Here is a 19721-nt window from a genome sequence, read left to right as displayed (position 1 = left end):
CGCCCCCAAGGGGGAGCCCCCAACCAGAGGCTCCCCCTAACCCGGCAACTCCCACCCCACACAATCCGGTTCGCACAGCCAAACCCGCTGCCCGTCCTCCGTCACCGTCAAGCCGAACTCATGCAGATCCGGCGACCCATGCTCCTGCCACGTCAGGACCGACTCCTCCACGGTGTCCCACAGGTGCAGCGGGCCCCGCTGGCTCACCAACCATCCCTCCCTGTTGCCCACTATCCGAGTCCGCGCGGATGATCCGGTGCCGGCGTCCAGGAGGACTTGACCGCTGCCCGAGCCGGACCGCTCCGCCGAAGGGGCCGCCAACTGGGCGACGAAGCGGCCGGTTCGGTCGTCCAGGAGGGCGGGGTCGATCTCGCTCGGGCGCTCCTCGGCGGGCAGCGTACGCGGCTCTCCCCGCGGCGGACAGGCATGTGAACGGGCCAGTGGGAACGAGGAGTTGTCCGGCAGGAAGTACCCCTCCGCGACCCCGTTCCGATCGACCCCCAGCCGAATCAGCCCGCACGCCCCACCCCACCCCGACAGCGCGACCAACAGCACCCCACCCCGCGCAAGCTGCCGCAGCAACCCGTACGGCACATACCGCACCGCGCAGAACGCGAGGATGACGTCGTACGGACCCCCCTCGGGACACCCGCACAGACCGTCGCCGACGATGAGCGCCGGCGCGTACCCCGCCTCGTCGAGCGCCCCCCGCGCCCGCCCCGCCGCGCCGGGATCGGCCTCCACCGACGTCACGTACTTCTCGCCCGCCACCTCACAGACGTACGCGGTGGAAAGCCCGGTCCCCGTGCCGATCACCAGCACCCGCTTCCCGGCCGCGACACCGGCCTGCTCCAGCATCCGCAGGACCGTGCCCGGCGGAGTCGGAGCGAAGGCCGGGCGCCCCGGTACGGGACCGCCGGCATCCTCCGCCGGCACGCCGTCCACCTGCGTCACCCACGTCCGGTCCCGGTACGCGAGCCGCAGCCACTCCCTCTCGGGGACCTCGGTGCGGTGGGCGGGCGTCCAGAGGGGCCCGTCCGGGAGGTAGACCGCGCCGCCGAGAAACACCTCCCTCGGTACGGCCCCGGCGGCCCGCAGCACCTCGGGATCCCTCAACTCCCCCTTGGCGGCGAGCTGTTCGACGAGCCGGCGGCGCAGGTCGGCGGCGGTCTCCCGGGTCATACGGTGTCGCTCTTCCGCCGGGGCGTCGTCGCAGCGATGGGCACGTTGCTCCTCCGGGATCGATACCGACGAGCCGCCCGGACACCTCGATTCCCGGCATCCGGACGTAACTCGTAGCCGCGACAGTACTGTTGGTGACAAGTCGACATGCGGAGAACCCGAACACCCGCATACGTACGGGGTGTTGGCCCCCGCCGCACGACCGCTCACCGCACCGTCCGTCGCGCCGCTCACCACACCGCCCACCTCAACGGTCCGCGCACGGCACCGGACATGCCGATTGCGCGATTCCGCACGGCCGCGCCGCCGCCGCCGACGCCTCCCGCGCCGGGACAAGGCGAACCCCACCCCCCGCAGACAGGTTTCTGCACCGGAACGCAGGGGCATGATCGGCAGGCACACAGTGACAGCGATCAGCAGGCAGAAGGGCCGACCATGGCGCAGCAGGGCACCGTCAAGTGGTTCAACGCGGAGAAGGGCTTCGGCTTCATCGCCGTGGACGGCGGTGGCGCCGACGTCTTCGTCCACTACTCCGCGATCCAGAGCAACGGCTTCCGCAGCCTCGACGAGAACCAGCGCGTCGAGTTCGACGTCACCCAGGGCCAGAAGGGCCCCCAGGCCGAGAACGTCGTCACCCTCGCCTGAGCCACCTGGAAAACTTGCGTCACCCAGAACAAAAGGGGGAGCCCCGCGACAATCGGCGGCTCCCCCTTCTGCGTGCCCTCGGGTCTGCGGACTCATCCGATCTACGACGCCCGAGCTCAACGCGCCCTCCACGCACAGCCCTTCTCGGCCCCCCCGATCCGGGGGCGCCGCCTGCTGCACCCGGGCCCGCACAGAACGCCGTCCCTTGGCCGAAATCTCGTTACAGGGCTGCAACGGCACTGAAAACGCACCTCAGTTGGCAGAAGCCGCCCAGCCCACCCGACCTCCCGCCGAGGATGCCCATCGCCCGCAAGGCTTGACAACCGCCCCGAAAGGGAAGCCTCCGGTCGCCGCTCCCTTTCCGGCAGGTCTGCGCCCCCGCCCCTAGACCGGCAGCGCCCAACTCGCCCCGTCCGGTTCGCCGAGCCAGACCCTTTGGCCGTTCCCGGTGATGGTCAGGCCGAATGCGGAGAGGTGCGGGGAGCCGTGGTTCTGCCAGGTGATGATCGCGTCCTCGACGCTGTCCCAGAGGCTGAGCGGGCCGCGCTGGGTCACCGTCCAGCCTTCGCCGTTGTCGGCGGCCCGGGTCCTCGCCTGTGAGCCGGTGGCGATGTCGAGGAGCGTCTGTCCGGCTCCCGCGCCCAGGCGTTCCGCCGAAGGTACGGCGAGCTGGGCGACGAACCGGCCGGTCCAGTCGTCGATGAGAGCGGGGTCGATGTGGCTCGGGCGTTCGTCGCCAGGCAGTGCGTCGAACACGCCATGCGGCGGGCGGTCGTGCGTGCGGGCGATCATGAACGAGGTGTAGCCGGGGAGGAAGCGGCCCTCCGCGCCGCCGGTTTCGTCGGTCGTGAGACGGATGAGGCCGTGCGCGTAGCTCCAGCCGGTGAGGGTGACGAGGAGTGTGCCGCCGGGGGTGAGTTGGCGCAGGAGCGTGTACGGGACGTACCTCATCGAACAGAACGCGATGATGACGTCGTACGGAGCCGCCTCGGGGTGGCCGCGCAGGCCGTCGGCTGTGATGAGGGTCGGGGCGTGACCGGTTTTTTCGAGTGCCTTGCGAGCGCGCTCCGCCACCTCGGGGTCGGTCTCGACCGAGGTCACGTTCTTCTCGCCGGTGATCTCGCTGATGTAGGCGGTGGAGAGGCCGGTGCCGGTGCCGATGATCAGTACGCGTTTGCCGGGGGCGATACCTGCCTGCTCGATCATCCACAGAATGAGGCCAGGCAGGGTCGAGGAGGAGGTCGGGCTTCCCAGGACGGGGCCGGAGGCGTCCTCGGCGAGTACGCCGTCAATCTGGGTGATACATGTCTGGTTCTGGTAGGTGAGGCGCAGCCATTCGTCGTCGGGGACGTCGGCGCGGCGGACGGGCGTCCAGACCGTGCCGTTCGGGGAGTTGCCCGGCTGGTAGACGGCGCTGCCGAGGAACACCTCGCGAGGGACGGTCCCGGCCGCTCGGCGTACCTCGGGGTCTTGCAATTCGCCGTCGGAGACGAGCTGTTCGACGAGTTGGCGGCGCAGCTCGGCCGAGGTTTCCTGGGTCATACGGTGTTGCCCTTCCGGAGGATGCCGGCGAGTGCGCTCGCGATGGCGCGGGTCGTTGCTTCGTCCACGAACGCCCATTGCCCGTTCGGGTTGCATTCGAGGAACCACCATCGGCCCTCCGCGTCGAGCGCGAAGTCGAAAGCGCCGAAGTAGAGCCCGAACGTGTGGAGGAAGGCTCGCGCGGCGTCGAGAACGGGGCCAGGTGTGCGGATGGGGGAGCAGGTGATCAGGGTCTGGTCCTGGCGCCAGTCGAGGTGGTCGCCCGCGATGTCGATACGGCTCGCGAACGCCTCGTCTCCCACCATGGCGAGGCGGATGTCGGCGACCTTGGGCACGCAGGCCTGGAAGAGGTGAGGGCACAGGGCGATCGAGTCGTCGATCTCGTCCGCCTGGACAGCGCGCACCCAGATGGTTCTGTTCCGGCCGTCCTCGCAGGCGAGGTGGACTCGGTGGACGGGTTTGTAGATCACCGTCCCGTGCAAGGCCGCGAACTTCGCCGCGTCCGCCGGGACGTCTGTGATCAGTGTGTCGGGGAGCGCGAAGCCCGAGCGGGCTGCGGTGGCGAGCTGGAGCGCCTTGTTCTCGGCGTCGCGGTTGCGTGCGGGGTGGTTGACGTACAGAGCCCCCGGGAGTGCGTGCAGGACTCCCGCGTAGCCGCGCCGCGACTGCTCGATCGCGAACCGTCCCTCGGGAGTCTCCGCTTGCTGCGGCTTGTCGAAGGGAGTCGGGCGGCGCCAGTAGACGGAGCGGACGTTCGACAGGCCGAGATTCCGGGTCGCGGTGGTGATCTCTCCGGTGAGAGCACCTTGTCCGATCCGGGCGCTCATCCGGACTGTGTGGGGGAAGTCGGTGGCGGGATCGAGCCGTACGGCCGGGATGCCCCGGCCGTAGAGCTCTTCCAGCACCAGATCTGCCGTGACGTCACCGAGCGCGGTGACGACGAGAACCGGTGCGTCGGTCATGTCAGTCCGAGTCGCTGTCGTCGGTGAGGTCCTGGTCCGAGGGCGGGGGCGGGGTGTTGCCGCCGCTGTCGGACGATGTCGAGGTCTGGTTGGCGGTCGCCGTTCCGCTGCCGTGCTTGTTCATCTCGACACGGTTGCCGTCCGCGTCGAAGTAGCGGGTCGTCTGGGTCTCCGGGTCCAACTCTGTCCGGACGTAGGGCACTTGGACGATGTCCGGATAGAGCGAGAGTCGGCGTACGCCCCACGGCGCCATCGAGGTAGTGGGCACACTGCTCCTTCGAGATCGATGCCTGGCTAGCAACTCGTAGCCGTAACAGTACTGTTGGTGACATTCTGGGACCTGGAAACCTGAACATTGCTAGTGCGGGGAGTGTTGGACAGTGCCCAAAGGCCGACCGAACGAGAACCTGGCGAGACTGCTGGACGAAGGCGACTTCATGCACCGCCAGTTCGCGGCGGCGGTCAACCGGATCGGAGCGGAGCAGGGCCTGACCCTCCGCTACGACGAGTCGTCGGTCGCCCACTGGCTCAACGGAGCCGTCCCCAGGAAGGCCGTGCGACCGGCGGTGCTTGAGGCGCTCGCCCGTCGGCTCGGCCGACCGGTCACCTTCGAGGAAGCCGGTTTCGACGCCGCGCCGAACCTGGCCGGAACCGAGGTGGTGTCGGCGTACGCGCTCAACACCATTGAGGGTCTCGTCGACACCGGAAGGGCAGACATGGACCCATCGCGCCGCGCGGTCCTCACCACCGCGCTCTACTCGGCAACCCTCGCGGTACCCCGCTTCGACGAAGCCGATGAAACCCTCGACCGCCTGGAGCATCAGGCAGCGGGCCGGACCGTCCGGATCGGCCCCGGCGAGGTGGCGGTCGTACGCGGTATGACCGACCGTATCGCCGACATACTCGACGAGTTGGGCGGAGCGCACGCCCGTCCGATGGCCGCCGCCTTCATCGTCAACTCCGTCGCCTCCTACCTCCGGGCCGACGGCTCGGAAGCGGTTAGGAAGGACATGCGGGCCGCCGCCTCGGACCTGGTCTACCTCACAGGGTGGATGGCCATGTACGAGAAGGCGCACGGGCTCGGTCAGCGGTACTACCGGCAGGCCCTCGGGCTGGCCAAAGCGGCGGACGACCACGTCACTTACTGCCGGACCCTGCGGGGAATGGCCTTGCAGGCCGCCAACCTGAAGCACGCGAACAACGCTCTCGAACTCGCCGACTCCGCCGCCGAGGCCGCCCCGTCGGCCGGCCCCCGGCTCCAGGCGTTCCTGCGTGGGCAACAAGCCCACGGGGCGGCCCTGGTGGGGGACCGGAGGCTCGCGTTCACCCGGCTGCGCGAGACCGAGGACTCCCTCTCGAAGGCCGACAACCGGAAGGACGCGGTCGGCGGTTACGACCGGGCCGCGTACGAATTCCATGTGTCGAGCGTCCTGTACGCCCTCGGCGACGTCCCCGGCTCGATCGCGGCCATGCAGGCGTCCAACAAGGTCAGGCCCCCGACCGAGAAACAGGGCAGTGCCCACGCGAACGGGCTGCTGGCCCAACGTCAGCTGGAAGCCGGTCACTTGGAGGCGGCGTGCGAGACCTGGAACGCCTTCCTCGACGATTACGAGGCCTTGTCCTCGGCCCGCGCCGACGAGCACTTCACGATCATGCGCCGTCGCCTGCGCCCGCATCTGGGCAACCCGAAGGCCCGGGATCTGAACGAGCGGGCAGGCCAACTGGCCCGGCGGAAGGCCGTCGCCTGACCACGCGTCAAGCGTCCGCAGGCTAGACCACCGGCTTCCCCGACAGCTCCACCCCCGCCCCCCGCATCTCCTCCACCGCCCGCTCGGTCGACTCCTTCCCCACCCCCGCCGTCAGATCCAGCAGCACCTGCGTACGGAACCCCTCCCGCGCCGCGTCCAGCGCGGTCGCCCGCACGCAGTGATCCGTGGCGATCCCCACCACGTCCACCTCGGTGATCTCCCGCTCCCGCAGCCACCGCGCCAGCGGGACCCCGTTCTCGTCGGCCCCCTCGAAACCGCTGTACGCCGCCGAGTACGACCCCTTGTCGAAGACGGCGTCGATCGCGCCGGAGGCCACCGCCGGGGCGAAGTTGGGGTGGAAGCCGACGCCCTCCGTGCCCGCCACGCAGTGCGCCGGCCAGGAGTGGACGTAGTCGGGGTTGTCGGCGAAGTGGCCGCCGGGGGCGATGTGGTGGTCGCGGGTGGCGACGATGTGGCGGTAGCCGGAGCCGGCGGTCTGGCCGATCAGCTCGGTGATGGCGGCGGCGACGTCGGAGCCCCCGGCGACCGCGAGGCTGCCCCCTTCGCAGAAGTCGTTCTGCACATCTACGACGATCAAGGCGCGGCGCATGAGCGGTGTCCTTCGACGGTGGGGTTGAAGTGAACGAGCCTAGAGACTTCGGAGCCGGTGGGGGAGGGGGACCGGTCAGCGAGCGGACGATTTTGCCGACCCGCCGACGCCGACCTGCCGACGCCAGCCCGCTGACGCCGATCTGCTGACGCCAGCCCGCCGACGTCGACTGCCGACGCTAGCCCGCCGACCCGCCGACCCGCCGACGCCAGCCCGCCGGACCGCCGACGCCGACCTGCCGACGCCGACCCGCCAGCCTGCTGACGCCAACCCGCCGACCTACCAACGCCGACCCGCCGCCCGCACAACCGCCTAACTACCCGACCTCCCCAACACATACTCCGTCGGCAGCACCGGCTCCCCCCGGGACAGCTGCGTTGCCGACAGCGGCAGCCCCTCCCGCACCGCGATATGCCGGTCCCGCACCACGTCCAACGGCTCCCGCGCCACCACCTCACCCCCCTTGACCAGCTCCACCAACAGCTGCCGATCGGCGAGTTCGGCCGGTACCGGGCCCGTCCCGACCACCTCCGCCTCGGCCACCCCCTCCGCGTCCACCCGCCGCGCGGCCCACTTCCGGCCCCCCAGCGACGTCTTCCCCCCGGACGACCGCTTCGCCACCGGCACCAGCGGCGCCTTCGGATCCCCCGACTCCGCCCGCGCGACCAGCTTGTACACCATCGAGCAGGTCGGGTGCCCGGAGCCGGTGACGAGCTGCGTCCCCACCCCGTACGCGTCCACCGGCGCCGCCGCCAGCGACGCGATCGCGTACTCGTCGAGGTCCGACGTCACGATGATCCGCGTCGCATGGGCGCCCAGCGCGTCCAACTGCTGCCGCACCCGGTGCGCCACCAGCAGCAGGTCCCCCGAGTCGATGCGCACCGCGCCGAGTTCAGGTCCCGCGACCTCAACCGCCGTACGCACGGCCTCCGCCACGTCGTAGGTGTCCACCAGCAGCGACGTCCCCGCCCCCAGCGCGTCGATCTGCGCCCGGAACGCGTCCCGTTCGCTGTCGTGCAGCAAGGTGAAGGCGTGGGCGCTCGTGCCGACGGTCGGGATGCCGTAGCGGAAGCCGGCGGCTAGGTCCGAGGTGGTCGTGAAGCCGCCGACGTACGCGGCGCGGGCCGCCGCCACCGCCGCCAGCTCGTGGGTGCGGCGCGCGCCCATCTCGATCAGGGGGCGCTCCCCGGCCGCCGAGGACATGCGGGAGGCCGCCGCCGCGATCGCGGAGTCGTGGTTGAGGATCGAGAGGATGACGGTCTCCAGGAGCACGCACTCCGCGAACGTGCCCTCCACCCGCATCAGGGGGGAGCCGGGGAAGTAGACCTCGCCCTCGGGATAGCCCCAGATGTCACCCGAGAAGCGGTACGCCGCCAGCCAGTCCAGCGTCCGCGCGTCGACGATGCCGCGCTCGCGCAGGAAGCCGATGACGCCGGGGTCGAAGCGGAAGTTCTCGACGGCGTCCAGGACCCGGCCGGTGCCCGCGACGACGCCGTAGCGGCGGCCCTCGGGCAGACGGCGGGTGAAGACCTCGAACACGCTGCGCCGCCCGGCGGTGCCCGCCTTGAGAGCGGCCCGCAGCATCGTCAGCTCGTACTGGTCCGTGAAGAGCGCCGTGGACGGGACGTCGACCGGCAGCCCAAGGTCCGCAGGGTTCATGAGCGCGATCGTACTCCCATCTCGTCAGTGTGACGATTTCAGGGTCGCGTGGCAGCATGGGGCTGTGACGTCACCCGCTCCCGTAGAGATCGAACGCACCGAAGCGGCCGAAGAGGCCTTCGCCGTGGCGGAGCCGGACGTCCCCTGGATCACCATCGTCCACAACGACCCGGTCAACCTCATGAGCTATGTGACGTACGTCTTCCAGACGTACTTCGGCTACAGCAAGGACAAGGCCACCAAGCTCATGATGGACGTCCATCACAAGGGCCGCGCGGTCGTCTCGTCCGGGACCCGCGAGGAGATGGAGCGCGACGTCCAGGCGATGCACGGCTACGGCCTGTGGGCCACCCTTCAACAGGACCGGAAGTAACCTCAGCCCCGATGCCCGGACACTTCGAACCCCTTCCCGCCGGCGGCGCCGCCGTGGCCCTCGACGACGTCGAGATCTCCATCATCCGCTCGCTGGCCGTCCAGCTCCTCGAACTGATCGGGCCAGGGCCCGCCGAGGACGCCCCGCAGGACCCGCTCGCCGAGCTGTTCGCCGAGGGGCCCACCGAGCCGCCGTCCGACCCCGTGCTGCGCCGGCTCTTCCCCGACGCCTACACCGACCCCGAGGCGACCCCGAAACAGGCCGCCGAACAGCGGGAGTTCTCCGCCGAGTTCCGCCGCTTCACCGAGAACGACCTGCGGGCCGGCAAGCGCGGGAACGCCCTCGCCGTGATCCGCTCCCTCGACGCCCTCACCCCGGCCGGCGACGGCGGCGCGGTGCTCACGCTGGCGCCGCAGGAGTCCCGGCAGTGGCTGAGCACCCTCAACGACCTCCGCCTGGCGATCGGTTCACGCCTCGACATCGCCGACGAGAACGACACCGACCTGCTCTACAGCCTCCCCGACGACGACCCGCGCAAGCCGATGGTCATGGCCTACCTCTGGCTCGGCGGCCTCCAGGAGACGCTGGTCGGCACACTCCTGCGCTGACCGTCCGAAAGGGCTCATGCGCGGACCGTCCGGAAAGAGGGGGCTCCGGGAACGTCCGGCCCCCTCAGATCGTGCTCAAATCCGGATAACGATCACGTCACCGGACCAGCCTGCTTGATCGCCGAGTTCCCCCTTTGCCCCCTTCTTCCTGTGACGTGCGTCACTTTGAGGGGGTGTCTTTCTGTTGCGGGCGTGATAAATCTTCACGATCGCCCGGGGAACACCATCCACATGTCCCCCGGGTGCGCCACCGAGCCGGTCCGATCGCCGGCCAGGCATGAGCGGGCCCGCGCGGCCCGCTCGCTCCAGTAGTTCCGGGGGGATCGAGACCCGATCCGAGGCCGACCATCAGGCCCGGATCGGCATGGAGAAAGGCGCACCACACATGACCTCAGCGCAGGTCGACCAGCACCGCGAAGGCAACGAGGCCGGGCGGACCGAGGGCGGCGAGGGGTATCAGCGCGAGCTGGGGGCCCGGCAGATCCAGATGATCGCCATCGGCGGCGCCATCGGGACCGGCCTCTTCCTCGGCGCCGGCAAGGGCATCTCGAAAGCGGGCCCGAGCCTCATCCTGGCGTACGCCATCGCCGGCGTCGTCATCTTCTTCATCATGCGCGCCCTCGGCGAACTGCTGATGTACCGGCCCGTCTCGGGCTCGTTCTCCGAGTACGCGCGCGAGTTCATCGGCCCGTTCATGGGCTTCGTCACCGGCTGGACGTACTGGCTGTTCTGGGTCGTGACCGGCATCACCGAGGTCACCGCCGCGGCCGCCTACATGACGTACTGGTTCGACGTCCCGCAATGGGTCTCGGCCCTGATCTTCACGGTCATCCTGTACGGGGCCAACCTGATCTCCGTGAAGCTCTTCGGTGAGCTGGAGTTCTGGTTCTCCATGGTCAAGGTCACCGCCATCATCGGCATGATCCTGATCTGCGCCGGCATCCTCACCCTCGGTTTCTCCGACGCCGGCGACACCGCCTCCGTCAGCCACCTCTGGGACGACGGCGGCTTCTTCCCGCACGGCATCGGCAACACCCTCATGACCCTCCAGATGGTCATGTTCGCGTTCCTCGCCGTCGAGCTGGTCGGTGTCACCGCCGGTGAGTCCAAGGACCCCAAGACGGTCCTGCCGAAGGCCATCAACACCGTGCCGTGGCGCATCGCCGTCTTCTACGTCGGCGCGCTCATCATGATCCTGTCCGTCGTGCCGTGGACCAACTTCGCGCCCGGCGTCAGCCCGTTCGTCGCCGCCTTCGAGAAGATGGGCCTCGCCGCCGGCGCCGGCATCGTCAACTTCGTCGTCCTCACGGCCGCGCTCTCCTCCTGCAACTCCGGTATGTACTCCACCGGCCGTATGCTGCGCGACCTCGCCCTCAACAGCCAGGGCCCGAAGTTCTTCACCAAGCTCACCCGCAGCGGCACCCCGCTCGCCGGTACGTCGTTCTCGGCCGCGCTGATGATGATCGGCGTCTGGATCAACTACCAGTGGCCCGGCAAGGCGTTCGACTACGTCGTCTCCTTCGCCACCATCTCCGGCATGTGGGCCTGGATCGTCATCCTGGTCTGCCAGCTGCGCTACCGCGCCAAGGCCGACCGCGGCGAACTCCCGCAGAGCGAGTTCCGCGCGCCGGGAGCGCCGTACACCAGCATCTTCGCGCTCGCGTTCATCTTCATGGTCATCGTCCTCATGGGCATCGACAAGGACGCCCGCGTCTCGCTGTACTGCGCGCCGCTGTGGGCCGCGATCCTCGGGGTCGCGTACTGGGTGCTGAAGGGGCGCAACCCCGAGGCCGCCGCGTTCCGCAAGCGGGAGTCCGGGGTGTCCCCTAAGGGCTGAGAAGCCATCCCTTAAGGCTCAAGAGCCATCCCCTAAGGGACGCCCGGCCGGGTTCAGGGAGCTGTTCGTGGATCCCTGAACCCCGGCCGCCGCTCAGGGCGTCCGCGATGTGGGCCCCCTGGTACCGACCCCTCGGTACCGGGGGGCCTTCTGCTTATCCTGGCGCCCATGCTGACCATCACCCAGGCCCTCCACGACCAGATCGTCGCCCACGCCCGCAAGGACCACCCGGACGAGGCGTGCGGCGTCGTCGCCGGACCCGCCGGCACGGACCGGCCCGAGCGGTTCGTCCCCATGCTCAACGCCGCGATGTCGCCCACCTTCTACGAGTTCGACTCCGGCGACCTGCTGAAGTTGTACCGGGAGCTGGACGACCGCGACGAGGAGCCGGTGGTCATCTACCACTCGCACACCGCGACCGAGGCCTACCCCTCCCGCACCGACATCTCCTACGCCAACGAGCCCGGCGCCCACTACGTCCTCGTCTCCACCGCCGACACCGACGGCGGCGGAGACTTCCAGTTCCGCTCCTTCCGCATCGTCGAGGGCGCGGTCACGGAGGAGGAAGTCAGCGTCGTCGCGGCATACTGAGGACCGTACAAAGACGGCCAACTCACCTTTGCGGAGACGGTGTTGACGCAGACACGGCGCCCCACGATCGAAGATGTGGCCCGCGGGGCCGGAGTCTCCCGGTCCACGGTGTCGAGAGTGCTCAACGGGGCGCCGAAGGTCCGCGCCGAGGTCGCCGAACAGGTCCGCGGGGTCATCGCCCGGCTGGGGTACGTGCCCAACCAGGCCGCCCGCCAGCTCGTCACCCGGCGCACCGGAGCCGTCGCCGTCGTCGCCACCCAGCCCGGCGACCGGCTCTTCCTCGACCCCTTCTTCGACCTCCTGCTGCGCGGCATCCGGCGTGAACTCGCCGCCCACGGCGCCCAGCCCGTCCTGCTGTTCCTCGACGACCCCGGCGACCACACCCTCGTCGCCGACTACCTCGGCGGCGGCCATGTCGACGGCGCGGTCGTCTTCTCGCTGCGCCGCGACGACCGGCTCGGCGCGCTCATCGGCCGCACCGGCCTGCCCGCCGTCTTCGGCGGCCGGCCGCGCACCGGCGGCGACGACGCCGGGTACCCGCACGTCGACTGCGACAACTGGGGCGGCGCCCGGGCCGCCGTACGCCATCTCGCCGGGCTCGGCCGGCGGCGGATCGCCACCGTCACCGGGCCCTACGACCAGGAGCCCTCCGCCGAGGACCGGCTCGCCGGGTACCGGGAGGTCCTCCCCGGGGCGGACCCGGGGCTCGTCGAGCGCGCCGACTACACCCGGGAGGGCGGGGCCCGCGCGATGGAGGTGCTGCTGGCGCGCCGGCCCGACCTCGACGCCGTCTTCGTCGCCTCCGACCTGATGGCGACCGGAGTCCTGGGCGTCCTGCGCGAGCGGGGGCTGAGAGTCCCCGAGGACGTCGCCGTGGCCGGCTTCGACGACCTCGTCCCACTCTCCGAGACCACCGACCCGCCCCTGACCACCGTCCACCAGGACATCGAGGGCATGGGCAAGCTGATGGCCGAACTGCTGTGCCGGGAGGCGTACGACGGGGTGGCGGGGGAGTCGGTGGTGGTGCCGACCCGGCTGGTGCGGCGCGCGTCGGCGTGAGACCGTCTCAACTGCCGGTCCCGATCCGTCCGTCATGTGGTCACGTCTTCCCGGGGGGCGGACGGGAATCGATACGATGAGCCCATGGTTGTGAACGACGTGAGCACGAGGACGCCGGGCGAGCTGCTCGTGGCGCGGCTGCACGTCGACCTGTGCAGGTGCGCCACCGCCATCTGTTGACGCCGGCCCTGCCCGCGCCGTACGCCCCCCAGGGCCTCGGCGCCCCCCTCGCACGTCCCGCGCCGCCCACCTTCCGACAGGAGCCCTGAGCCATGGCCATCGAGGTCCGCATCCCCACCATCCTCCGCCAGTACACCGACGGCCAGAAGGCCGTCGAGGGCGCCGGGGAGACCCTCGCCGAGCTGTTCACCGACCTGGAGAGCAGGCACACGGGCATCCAGGCCCGGATCGTGGACGACGGCAAGCTGCGCCGCTTCGTCAACGTCTACCTCAACGACGAGGACGTCCGCTTCGTGGACGGCATCGAGACGAAGCTGACCGACGGCGACACCGTGACGATCCTGCCGGCCGTCGCCGGCGGCATGGCCTGATCCCGGTATGCGCTACGACTCCCCGCTGGCCGCGGTGGGCGACACCCCTCTGGTGCGCCTGCCGCGGCTGTCGCCGTCCGCCGAGGTCAGCGTCTGGGCCAAGCTGGAGGACCGCAACCCGACCGGTTCGGTGAAGGACCGCCCCGCCCTGCACATGGTCGAGCAGGCGGAGAAGGAGGGCCGGCTCACCCCCGGCTGCACGATCCTCGAACCCACCAGCGGCAACACCGGCATCTCGCTCGCCATGGCGGCCAGGCTCAAGGGCTACCGCATGGTCTGCGTGATGCCCGAGAACACCTCGCAGGAACGCCGGGACCTGCTCCGCATGTGGGGCGCCGAGATCATCTCCTCCCCGGCGGCCGGCGGCTCCAACACCGCCGTACGCGTCGCGAAGGAACTCGCCGCCGAGCACCCCGACTGGGTGATGCTCTACCAGTACGGCAACCCCGCCAACGCGGGCGCCCACTACGCCACGACCGGCCCGGAGATCCTCGCCGACCTCCCCTCGATCACCCACTTCGTGGCCGGCCTCGGCACCACCGGCACCCTGATGGGCGTCGGCCGCTACCTGCGCGAACACAAGCCCGACGTGCGAATCGTCGCCGCCGAACCCCGGTACGACGACCTCGTGTACGGACTGCGCAACCTCGACGAGGGCTTCGTACCCGAGCTGTACGACGCCTCCGTCCTCACCACCCGGTACTCCGTCGGTTCCGCCGACGCCGTCACCCGCACGCGTGAACTCCTCCAGCAGGAAGGCATCTTCGCGGGCATCTCCACCGGCGCCGCCCTGCACGCGGCGATCGGCGTCGGCAGGAAGGCCGTCCAGGCGGGCGAGTCCGCGGACATTGTTTTTGTCGTGGCGGACGGGGGCTGGAAGTACCTCTCCACCGGTGTCTATACGGCGGCGACGACCGAAGAGGCGATCGCCACCGTGCAGGGGCAGCTGTGGGCCTGAGAATCCGTTAGAGCAGGTGACGGACCTGGTCCCACAGGACCGGGTCCACCACCCCGACCCGCCGCCGGAACTCACCCACCGGCACCTGCCGCAACTCGTCGGTCTCCAGGAAACTCGGCCGGCCCCCCGAATCCCCCACCGCCCCCGGCGGCAACGGGATCACCCCGGCCCGCTCGTCCCGGTACTTCCCGCTGATCCGCGCGACGGTGATGTAACTCCCGTGCACCGTCAGCACCAGACAAGGGTGTTCACCGGCCGAGTGATCGCCGGCCCACCAGATCTCCGCAGGACGCGGACCGCCCCCGCCGTCCGCCTTGCGCGCCACCCCTTTGGACCGCCGCCGCCCCGACCGCCCCCACCCGTCGACGAGCGTGGCGACCAGCGCGAGCAGTACCACCGCCGCGAGCGCCAGCCACCAGGACGTGTCCATGGGGACGACGTTACCGGCGCGCGCCCCCCGCCGCGCGCCCTCTCGTGATCCCCACCCGCCCCACTTCCAGCCGAACCGGTGACACCACAGGTGAGTTCGCCCACAACGGCCCCTGGCGGAGGACCGAAGGGGGGTTTTGCGCCTTACGCTCTACGGACCCGCACGACCCCCGACGCCCGCTCCCCGCTCCCTCGCGGGCCCGGCAAACGCGGCGCTCCCGAGCTGCCCTGTGCGGCCCGGCGGTGCCGGTCCCACCCGGCAGGCCCCGGGCGCACCCGTCCCCCTCGGTGCCTCGGACGCCCGCCGGTGTCCCCTCGGTTCCAGCCAGCGGAGGTTTCTGCATCATGAAGCTCACCGTCGTCGGCTGCTCGGGGTCGTTCCCGTCCGCGGATTCGGCCTGTTCGAGCTACCTCGTCGAGGCCGACGGCTTCCGGCTGCTTCTCGACATGGGCAACGGCGCCCTGGGCGAGTTGCAGCGCCACTGCGGTCTCTACGACCTCGACGCGATCTTCCTGAGCCATCTGCACGCCGACCACTGCATCGACATGTGCGCGTACTTCGTGGCCCGCTACTACCGGCACGACGGCGGACGCCCCGCCCCCATCCCGGTCTACGGCCCCGAAGGCACCGAACACCGCCTGACCACGGCGTACGCGGACACCCCCTCGGCCTCCTCGATGAGCGAGGTCTTCGACTTCCACACGGTCAAGCCGTCCACCTTCGACATCGGCCCCTTCACGGTCCACACCGACCGCGTCGCGCACCCCGTCGAGGCGTACGGCATCCGCGTGGAGCACGGCGGCAGCGCGCTCGCCTACTCCGGGGACACGGGCGTCAGCCCCGTCCTCGACGAACTCGCCAAGGACGCCGACCTGTTCCTGTGCGAGGCCGCCTTCACGCACGGCAAGGAGAACATCCCCGACCTGCACCTCAACGGCCGCGAGGCCGGCGAGACCGCGGCAAGGGCCGGCGTCCGCCACCTGGTCCTCACCCACATCCCCCCGTGGACGGACCCCCAGATCAACCTGGCGGACGCCCGCGCGGTGTACGACGGCCCGGTCGATCTGGCGGCGCCGAGAGCGGCGTACGAGATCTGAGGCTGTGTGTGCTTTTCGGCGGAGGCGCCCGGGACGGTTCAGGGTCCCGGGCGCTTCGCCTTTCTGGGGGGTCAGGCCTTGGTGACGTCCTCGTGCTGTTCCTCCGGCTCGCGGCCCGGGGTCTTCAGGTCGAAGCGGGTGATCGCGAACCGGAAGATCACGTAGTAGACGACGGCGAAGCACAGGCCGATCGGGACGATCGCCCAAGGGCGGGTCGCCAGGTTCCAGTTGATGACGTAGTCGATGAGCCCCGCCGAGAAACTGAACCCGTCGTGCACCCCGAGCGCCCACGTCACCGCCATCGAGACACCGGTCAGCACCGCGTGCACCGCGTACAGCGCCGGCGCGATGAACAGGAAGGAGTACTCGATGGGTTCGGTGATGCCGGTGACGAAGGAGGTCAGCGCCACCGACAGCATCAGACCCCCGACCTCCTTGCGGCGATGGGGTCTTGCGGTGTGCGCGATGGCGAGCGCCGCAGCCGGCAGCGCGAACATCATGATCGGGAAGAACCCCGAGGTGAACTGCCCGGCGTGCGGGTCGCCTTGGAGGAACATGTTGATGTCGCCGTGCACGACCGTCCCGTCCGGCTTCGTGTACGACCCGAACTGGAACCAGATCGGCACGTTCAGGAACTGATGCAGCCCGATCACCAGCAGCGCCCGGTTCGCGACCCCGAACACCCCCGCGCCCCAGGCCCCGGCGCCGGTCAGCCAGTCGGAGAAGTGCTCAAGACCCCGCCCGACCGGCGGCCACACCCACAGACACAGCGCCGCGAACGCGATCGCCACGAACGCCATGATGATCGGCACCAGCCGCCGCCCGTTGAAGAACCCCAGCCAGTCGACGAGCCTCGTCCGGTGGAACCGCATCCACAGATACGCCGCCAGCAGCCCCATCACCATCCCGCCGAACACCCCGGGGTTCTGGTAGCTGAACGCGGTCACCGTCCCGTCCGCCGCCTGGCACCCGGCCGCGACCTTCCTCGCGCCGCCCGCGCACGCGATGGGGAACTGGTGCAGCACGTTGTAGTAGACGAGGAACCCGGCGACCGCCGCCAGCGCCGTCGACCCGTCCGACTTCTTCGCCATGCCGATCGCGACGCCCACGCAGAACAGCAGCGGCAGCCCCAGCGAACCGTCCAGCAGCGCGCCGCCCGCACCGGCCATGACCTTCGACACGTTCGTCCAGCCGAGCCCGTCGGCCCCGAACACGTCCGGCTGGCCCAGCCGGTTGAGGATGCCGGCGGCCGGGAGCACGGCGATGGGGAGCTGGAGACTGCGGCCCATCTTCTGGAGGGCCTGGAAGAGGGTGCCCCAGCGGGTGTGACCGGGGGTCGGGGCGACCGTGCCGCCGGCGCTCATGGACTCGCTCATGGATTCGCGACCGCCCGTCAGGTGAGGTAGACCAGTTCTCGACGATTGGGGTGCTGTGTCGCCATTTTTCGTGACACGCGGCGCGATCGCTCGCGAGGTTGGGCCAACTGTGCAGGAGGAGACCGCATGGCCAGCAAGGCAGAGAAGATCGTCGCCGGGCTCGGAGGCATCGAGAACATCGAGGAGGTCGAGGGCTGCATCACCCGGCTGCGTACGGAGGTCGTCGACGCGTCGCTGGTCGACGAGGCCGCGCTGAAGGCGGCGGGGGCGCATGGGGTGGTCAAGATGGGGACGGCGGTGCAGGTGGTGATCGGGACGGACGCGGATCCTATTGCGGCGGAGATCGAGGACATGATGTAGGGCCGGTTTTCTGAGGGCGGCGCCGGTTTTCGAGGGGCTCGGTGCTTTCAGGGGCTGGGGGTGCGGGCGGGGACGTTCGCCGGGATGCCGGTCCGGGTGTCGGCCTGGGTGTTCGCCTGGGCGTCGGTCTGGGTGTCGGCCTGGGTGTCGGTCTGGGCGCCGGTCTGGGTGTCCGCCTGGGGGGAGCCCCTTCCTCCGGTGCCGATAGGCTCGTCCGCATGTCTCGAATCGACGGCCGCACCCCCGAACAGCTCCGCCCGGTCACCCTGGAACGCGGCTGGAGCAAGCACGCCGAGGGCTCCGTCCTCGTCTCCTTCGGCGACACGAAGGTCTTCTGCACCGCCTCCGTCACCGAAGGAGTCCCCCGCTGGCGCAAGGGCAGCGGCGAGGGCTGGGTCACGGCCGAGTACTCCATGCTCCCCCGCGCCACCAACACCCGCGGCGACCGCGAGTCCGTCCGGGGCCGCATCGGCGGCCGTACGCACGAGATCAGCCGCCTCATCGGCCGCTCGCTGCGCGCCGTCATCGACTACAAGGCGCTCGGCGAGAACACGGTCGTCCTCGACTGCGACGTCCTCCAGGCCGACGGCGGCACCCGTACGGCGGCCATCACCGGCGCGTACGTCGCCCTCGCCGACGCGATCACCTGGGCGCAGGGCAGGAAGATCGTCAAGGCCAACCGGCAGCCCCTGACCGGGACCGTCTCCGCGGTCTCCGTCGGCATCGTCGGCGGGGTGCCGCTGCTCGACCTCTGCTACGAGGAGGACGTGCGCGCCGAGACCGACATGAACGTCGTCTGCACCGGGGACGGCCGCTTCGTCGAGGTCCAAGGCACCGCCGAGGCCGAGCCGTTCGCCCGCGACGAGCTCAACTCCCTGCTGGACCTGGCGGTTTCCGGCTGCACCGACCTGGCGGCCTTGCAGCGCACGGCACTTGAGCGGACCCTGGAAAGGTAAAGAGAGTCCCAAGAAAAGCGGTACGGTGAAGCAACCGTGCCGCTTTTCGGCGCGTCTTGGGCAGTACAACGGGGGCTTTTCGGTGAGGGGTCCTGGGGCGCCAGGGCTTTTCGACGAGGGGTCCTGGGTGACTGGGGCTTTTCGGTGAGGAGTTCGAGACAACTGGGGCTTCTCGGTGAGCGGTCCGGGGTAACCGGGGCTTTTCGGTGAGCGGTCCGGGGTAACTGGGGCTTCTCGGTGAGGAGTTCGAGACAACTGGGGCTTCCGGGAGGGGGCCCGGTACTGAGGGAGGACCCTGTTCATGGCCGCGTTCCGTCGACGCCGAGGCCGTCGTACCGCCGTCGCCGCCGCCACTCTCGCGGTGGCTCTCGTCACGGGGTTCACCCTGACCGGCTGCGACGCGGTCAACAAGGCGCTCGACTGCGTCCAGACCGCCGAGACCGTGGCCGACAGTGTCACCGACCTCCAGCAGGCGGTGTCCAGCGCCGCCGACGATCCCACGAAGATCGACGAATCCCTCGACACCATCGAGAAGAACCTCCGGAGCCTGGGCGACAAGACCGACGACGCGGACGTCAACAAGGCGGTCGACAGTCTGAGGGAGGCGGTGACGAATGTGCGGGCGGCGGTGGACAAGGGGGATACGGCGCCGGATCTGAGCCCGATCACTGATGCGGCGGGGGAGTTGACGAAGGTGTGTACGCCTTAGGGGGCGGTGTTGGAGGGGCGGTGTTGGAGGGGCGGTGTTGGAGGGGCGGTGTTGGAGGGGCGGTGTTGGAGGGGCGGTGTTGAGGGGGGCGGTGCTGGGAAGAGGGCGGTGCTGAAGAGGGGGCGGCGAAGGGGGCGGTGCTGAAGAGGGGGCGGCGAAGGGGGCGGTGCTGAAGAGGGGGGCGGCGCAAGGGGAGGGCGGCGTTCCAGCGGGGCTGCCCCTTAAGGGTTCGCGTCCCCTAGGGGCGGTCCCTGTGAGGGCCACTCCCTGTCAGGGTCGCCCCCTAGGGCCGGTCCCCGTCAGGGTTGCCCCCTAGGGTCGGTCCCTGTCAGGGCCGTCCCCTAAGGGCTCGCGTCCCCTAGGGCTGGTCCCCGTCAGGGTTGCCCCTGTGAGGGCTGCCCCCTAGGTTCTGTCCGGCGGATCATGGCTGGAGCCATAGCTTGATGGCCGCGGTGGTGACGGTGCCGT

Annotated in this window: 22 protein-coding genes; 14 read left to right on the top strand and 8 right to left on the bottom strand. The window is 70.1% G+C overall.

Features of this window, described 5'->3' with window-relative positions:
- Nucleotides 1–36: 36 nt before the first annotated feature.
- Nucleotides 37–1182: a methyltransferase domain-containing protein gene (locus ACYUD3_RS33450; RefSeq protein ID WP_470978456.1), complete on the bottom strand. Its 1146-nt coding sequence runs from the start codon at nucleotides 1180–1182 to the stop codon at nucleotides 37–39.
- Nucleotides 1183–1617: 435 nt separating this feature from the next.
- Here ACYUD3_RS33450 and ACYUD3_RS33445 point away from each other — a divergent pair, with 435 nt between their 5' ends.
- On the top strand, nucleotides 1618–1827 hold the full coding sequence (locus tag ACYUD3_RS33445) for a cold-shock protein (RefSeq protein ID WP_470978454.1): 210 nt from the start codon (nucleotides 1618–1620) through the stop codon (nucleotides 1825–1827).
- A gap of 384 nt (nucleotides 1828–2211) precedes the next feature.
- Here ACYUD3_RS33445 and tgmC read toward each other — a convergent pair whose 3' ends face one another.
- Genes tgmC through tgmA form a run of 3 tightly spaced genes read right to left on the bottom strand, consistent with a single transcriptional unit; the run spans nucleotide 2212 to nucleotide 4599 of the window.
- The gene (gene tgmC / locus ACYUD3_RS33440) at nucleotides 2212–3369 is read right to left on the bottom strand and encodes an ATP-grasp peptide maturase system methyltransferase (RefSeq protein ID WP_470978451.1); all 1158 of its coding nucleotides are present in this window, start codon (nucleotides 3367–3369) and stop codon (nucleotides 2212–2214) included.
- A complete protein-coding gene (gene tgmB / locus ACYUD3_RS33435) occupies nucleotides 3366–4331 on the bottom strand; it encodes an ATP-grasp ribosomal peptide maturase (protein ID WP_470978448.1) in 966 nt (321 codons plus the stop codon). Before tgmB ends, tgmC begins: the two co-directional genes overlap by 4 nt.
- Nucleotide 4332: 1 nt before the next feature.
- Nucleotides 4333–4599: a putative ATP-grasp-modified RiPP gene (gene tgmA, locus ACYUD3_RS33430; RefSeq protein WP_470978446.1), complete on the bottom strand. Its 267-nt coding sequence runs from the start codon at nucleotides 4597–4599 to the stop codon at nucleotides 4333–4335.
- A 169-nt stretch (nucleotides 4600–4768) separates the two neighbouring features.
- On the opposite strand from tgmA, the gene ACYUD3_RS33425 reads away from it, so the two are divergent.
- Nucleotides 4769–6079 (top strand): hypothetical protein, encoded by a 1311-nt coding sequence (locus ACYUD3_RS33425; RefSeq protein WP_470978727.1) that lies wholly within the window; start codon nucleotides 4769–4771, stop codon nucleotides 6077–6079.
- A 22-nt stretch (nucleotides 6080–6101) separates the two neighbouring features.
- Here ACYUD3_RS33425 and ACYUD3_RS33420 read toward each other — a convergent pair whose 3' ends face one another.
- Entirely contained in the window at nucleotides 6102–6689 is a 588-nt protein-coding gene (locus ACYUD3_RS33420) for a nicotinamidase (protein WP_470978443.1), read from the bottom strand.
- Between the two features lie 312 nt (nucleotides 6690–7001).
- Nucleotides 7002–8348, bottom strand: a complete 1347-nt coding sequence (locus ACYUD3_RS33415) for a nicotinate phosphoribosyltransferase (protein WP_470978440.1) — start codon at nucleotides 8346–8348, stop codon at nucleotides 7002–7004.
- On the opposite strand from ACYUD3_RS33415, the gene clpS reads away from it, so the two are divergent.
- The 8 genes from clpS (at nucleotide 8347) to ACYUD3_RS33375 (ending at nucleotide 14325) form a co-directional block, all read left to right on the top strand.
- On the top strand, nucleotides 8347–8721 hold the full coding sequence (gene clpS, locus ACYUD3_RS33410) for an ATP-dependent Clp protease adapter ClpS (RefSeq protein WP_470978438.1): 375 nt from the start codon (nucleotides 8347–8349) through the stop codon (nucleotides 8719–8721). The genes ACYUD3_RS33415 and clpS overlap by 2 nt on opposite strands.
- 11 nt (nucleotides 8722–8732) lie before the next feature.
- On the top strand, nucleotides 8733–9329 hold the full coding sequence (locus ACYUD3_RS33405) for a DUF2017 domain-containing protein (RefSeq protein WP_470978435.1): 597 nt from the start codon (nucleotides 8733–8735) through the stop codon (nucleotides 9327–9329).
- A 385-nt stretch (nucleotides 9330–9714) separates the two neighbouring features.
- Entirely contained in the window at nucleotides 9715–11166 is a 1452-nt protein-coding gene (locus tag ACYUD3_RS33400) for an amino acid permease (protein WP_470978430.1), read from the top strand.
- A 168-nt stretch (nucleotides 11167–11334) separates the two neighbouring features.
- Nucleotides 11335–11757, top strand: a complete 423-nt coding sequence (locus tag ACYUD3_RS33395) for a M67 family metallopeptidase (RefSeq protein ID WP_470978428.1) — start codon at nucleotides 11335–11337, stop codon at nucleotides 11755–11757.
- A 39-nt stretch (nucleotides 11758–11796) separates the two neighbouring features.
- Nucleotides 11797–12816 (top strand): LacI family DNA-binding transcriptional regulator, encoded by a 1020-nt coding sequence (locus ACYUD3_RS33390; protein ID WP_470978425.1) that lies wholly within the window; start codon nucleotides 11797–11799, stop codon nucleotides 12814–12816.
- Between the two features lie 84 nt (nucleotides 12817–12900).
- Nucleotides 12901–12996, top strand: a complete 96-nt coding sequence (locus tag ACYUD3_RS33385; RefSeq protein WP_470978423.1) for a putative leader peptide — start codon at nucleotides 12901–12903, stop codon at nucleotides 12994–12996.
- 92 nt (nucleotides 12997–13088) lie between these two features.
- Nucleotides 13089–13367 (top strand): MoaD/ThiS family protein, encoded by a 279-nt coding sequence (locus ACYUD3_RS33380; protein ID WP_470978420.1) that lies wholly within the window; start codon nucleotides 13089–13091, stop codon nucleotides 13365–13367.
- A gap of 7 nt (nucleotides 13368–13374) precedes the next feature.
- Nucleotides 13375–14325 (top strand): PLP-dependent cysteine synthase family protein, encoded by a 951-nt coding sequence (locus tag ACYUD3_RS33375; RefSeq protein ID WP_470978417.1) that lies wholly within the window; start codon nucleotides 13375–13377, stop codon nucleotides 14323–14325.
- Between the two features lie 7 nt (nucleotides 14326–14332).
- Here the strand turns inward: ACYUD3_RS33375 and ACYUD3_RS33370 are convergent, their stop codons facing one another.
- Nucleotides 14333–14755, bottom strand: coding sequence for a type II toxin-antitoxin system PemK/MazF family toxin (locus ACYUD3_RS33370; protein ID WP_470978414.1), 423 nt, complete (start codon nucleotides 14753–14755; stop codon nucleotides 14333–14335).
- A 344-nt stretch (nucleotides 14756–15099) separates the two neighbouring features.
- Between ACYUD3_RS33370 and ACYUD3_RS33365 the strand changes: the two genes are divergently transcribed.
- Nucleotides 15100–15852, top strand: coding sequence for an MBL fold metallo-hydrolase (locus ACYUD3_RS33365; protein ID WP_470978411.1), 753 nt, complete (start codon nucleotides 15100–15102; stop codon nucleotides 15850–15852).
- A 71-nt stretch (nucleotides 15853–15923) separates the two neighbouring features.
- Here the strand turns inward: ACYUD3_RS33365 and ACYUD3_RS33360 are convergent, their stop codons facing one another.
- Nucleotides 15924–17228 (bottom strand): PTS transporter subunit EIIC, encoded by a 1305-nt coding sequence (locus tag ACYUD3_RS33360; RefSeq protein ID WP_470978408.1) that lies wholly within the window; start codon nucleotides 17226–17228, stop codon nucleotides 15924–15926.
- 126 nt (nucleotides 17229–17354) lie between these two features.
- Here ACYUD3_RS33360 and ACYUD3_RS33355 point away from each other — a divergent pair, with 126 nt between their 5' ends.
- From ACYUD3_RS33355 to ACYUD3_RS33345, 3 genes are all read left to right on the top strand, one after another.
- Entirely contained in the window at nucleotides 17355–17588 is a 234-nt protein-coding gene (locus tag ACYUD3_RS33355; RefSeq protein ID WP_470978405.1) for a PTS sugar transporter subunit IIB, read from the top strand.
- A gap of 218 nt (nucleotides 17589–17806) precedes the next feature.
- Nucleotides 17807–18544: a ribonuclease PH gene (gene rph, locus ACYUD3_RS33350; RefSeq protein ID WP_470978403.1), complete on the top strand. Its 738-nt coding sequence runs from the start codon at nucleotides 17807–17809 to the stop codon at nucleotides 18542–18544.
- A 301-nt stretch (nucleotides 18545–18845) separates the two neighbouring features.
- Entirely contained in the window at nucleotides 18846–19253 is a 408-nt protein-coding gene (locus ACYUD3_RS33345) for a hypothetical protein (RefSeq protein WP_470978400.1), read from the top strand.
- The last annotated feature ends 468 nt before the right edge of the window (nucleotides 19254–19721 follow it).

It is taken from the genome of Streptomyces sp. AMJ-169, assembly GCF_055597585.1.
Note: the sequence above shows the minus strand (reverse complement) of the source record. Positions and strands in the feature narration are given on the sequence as shown.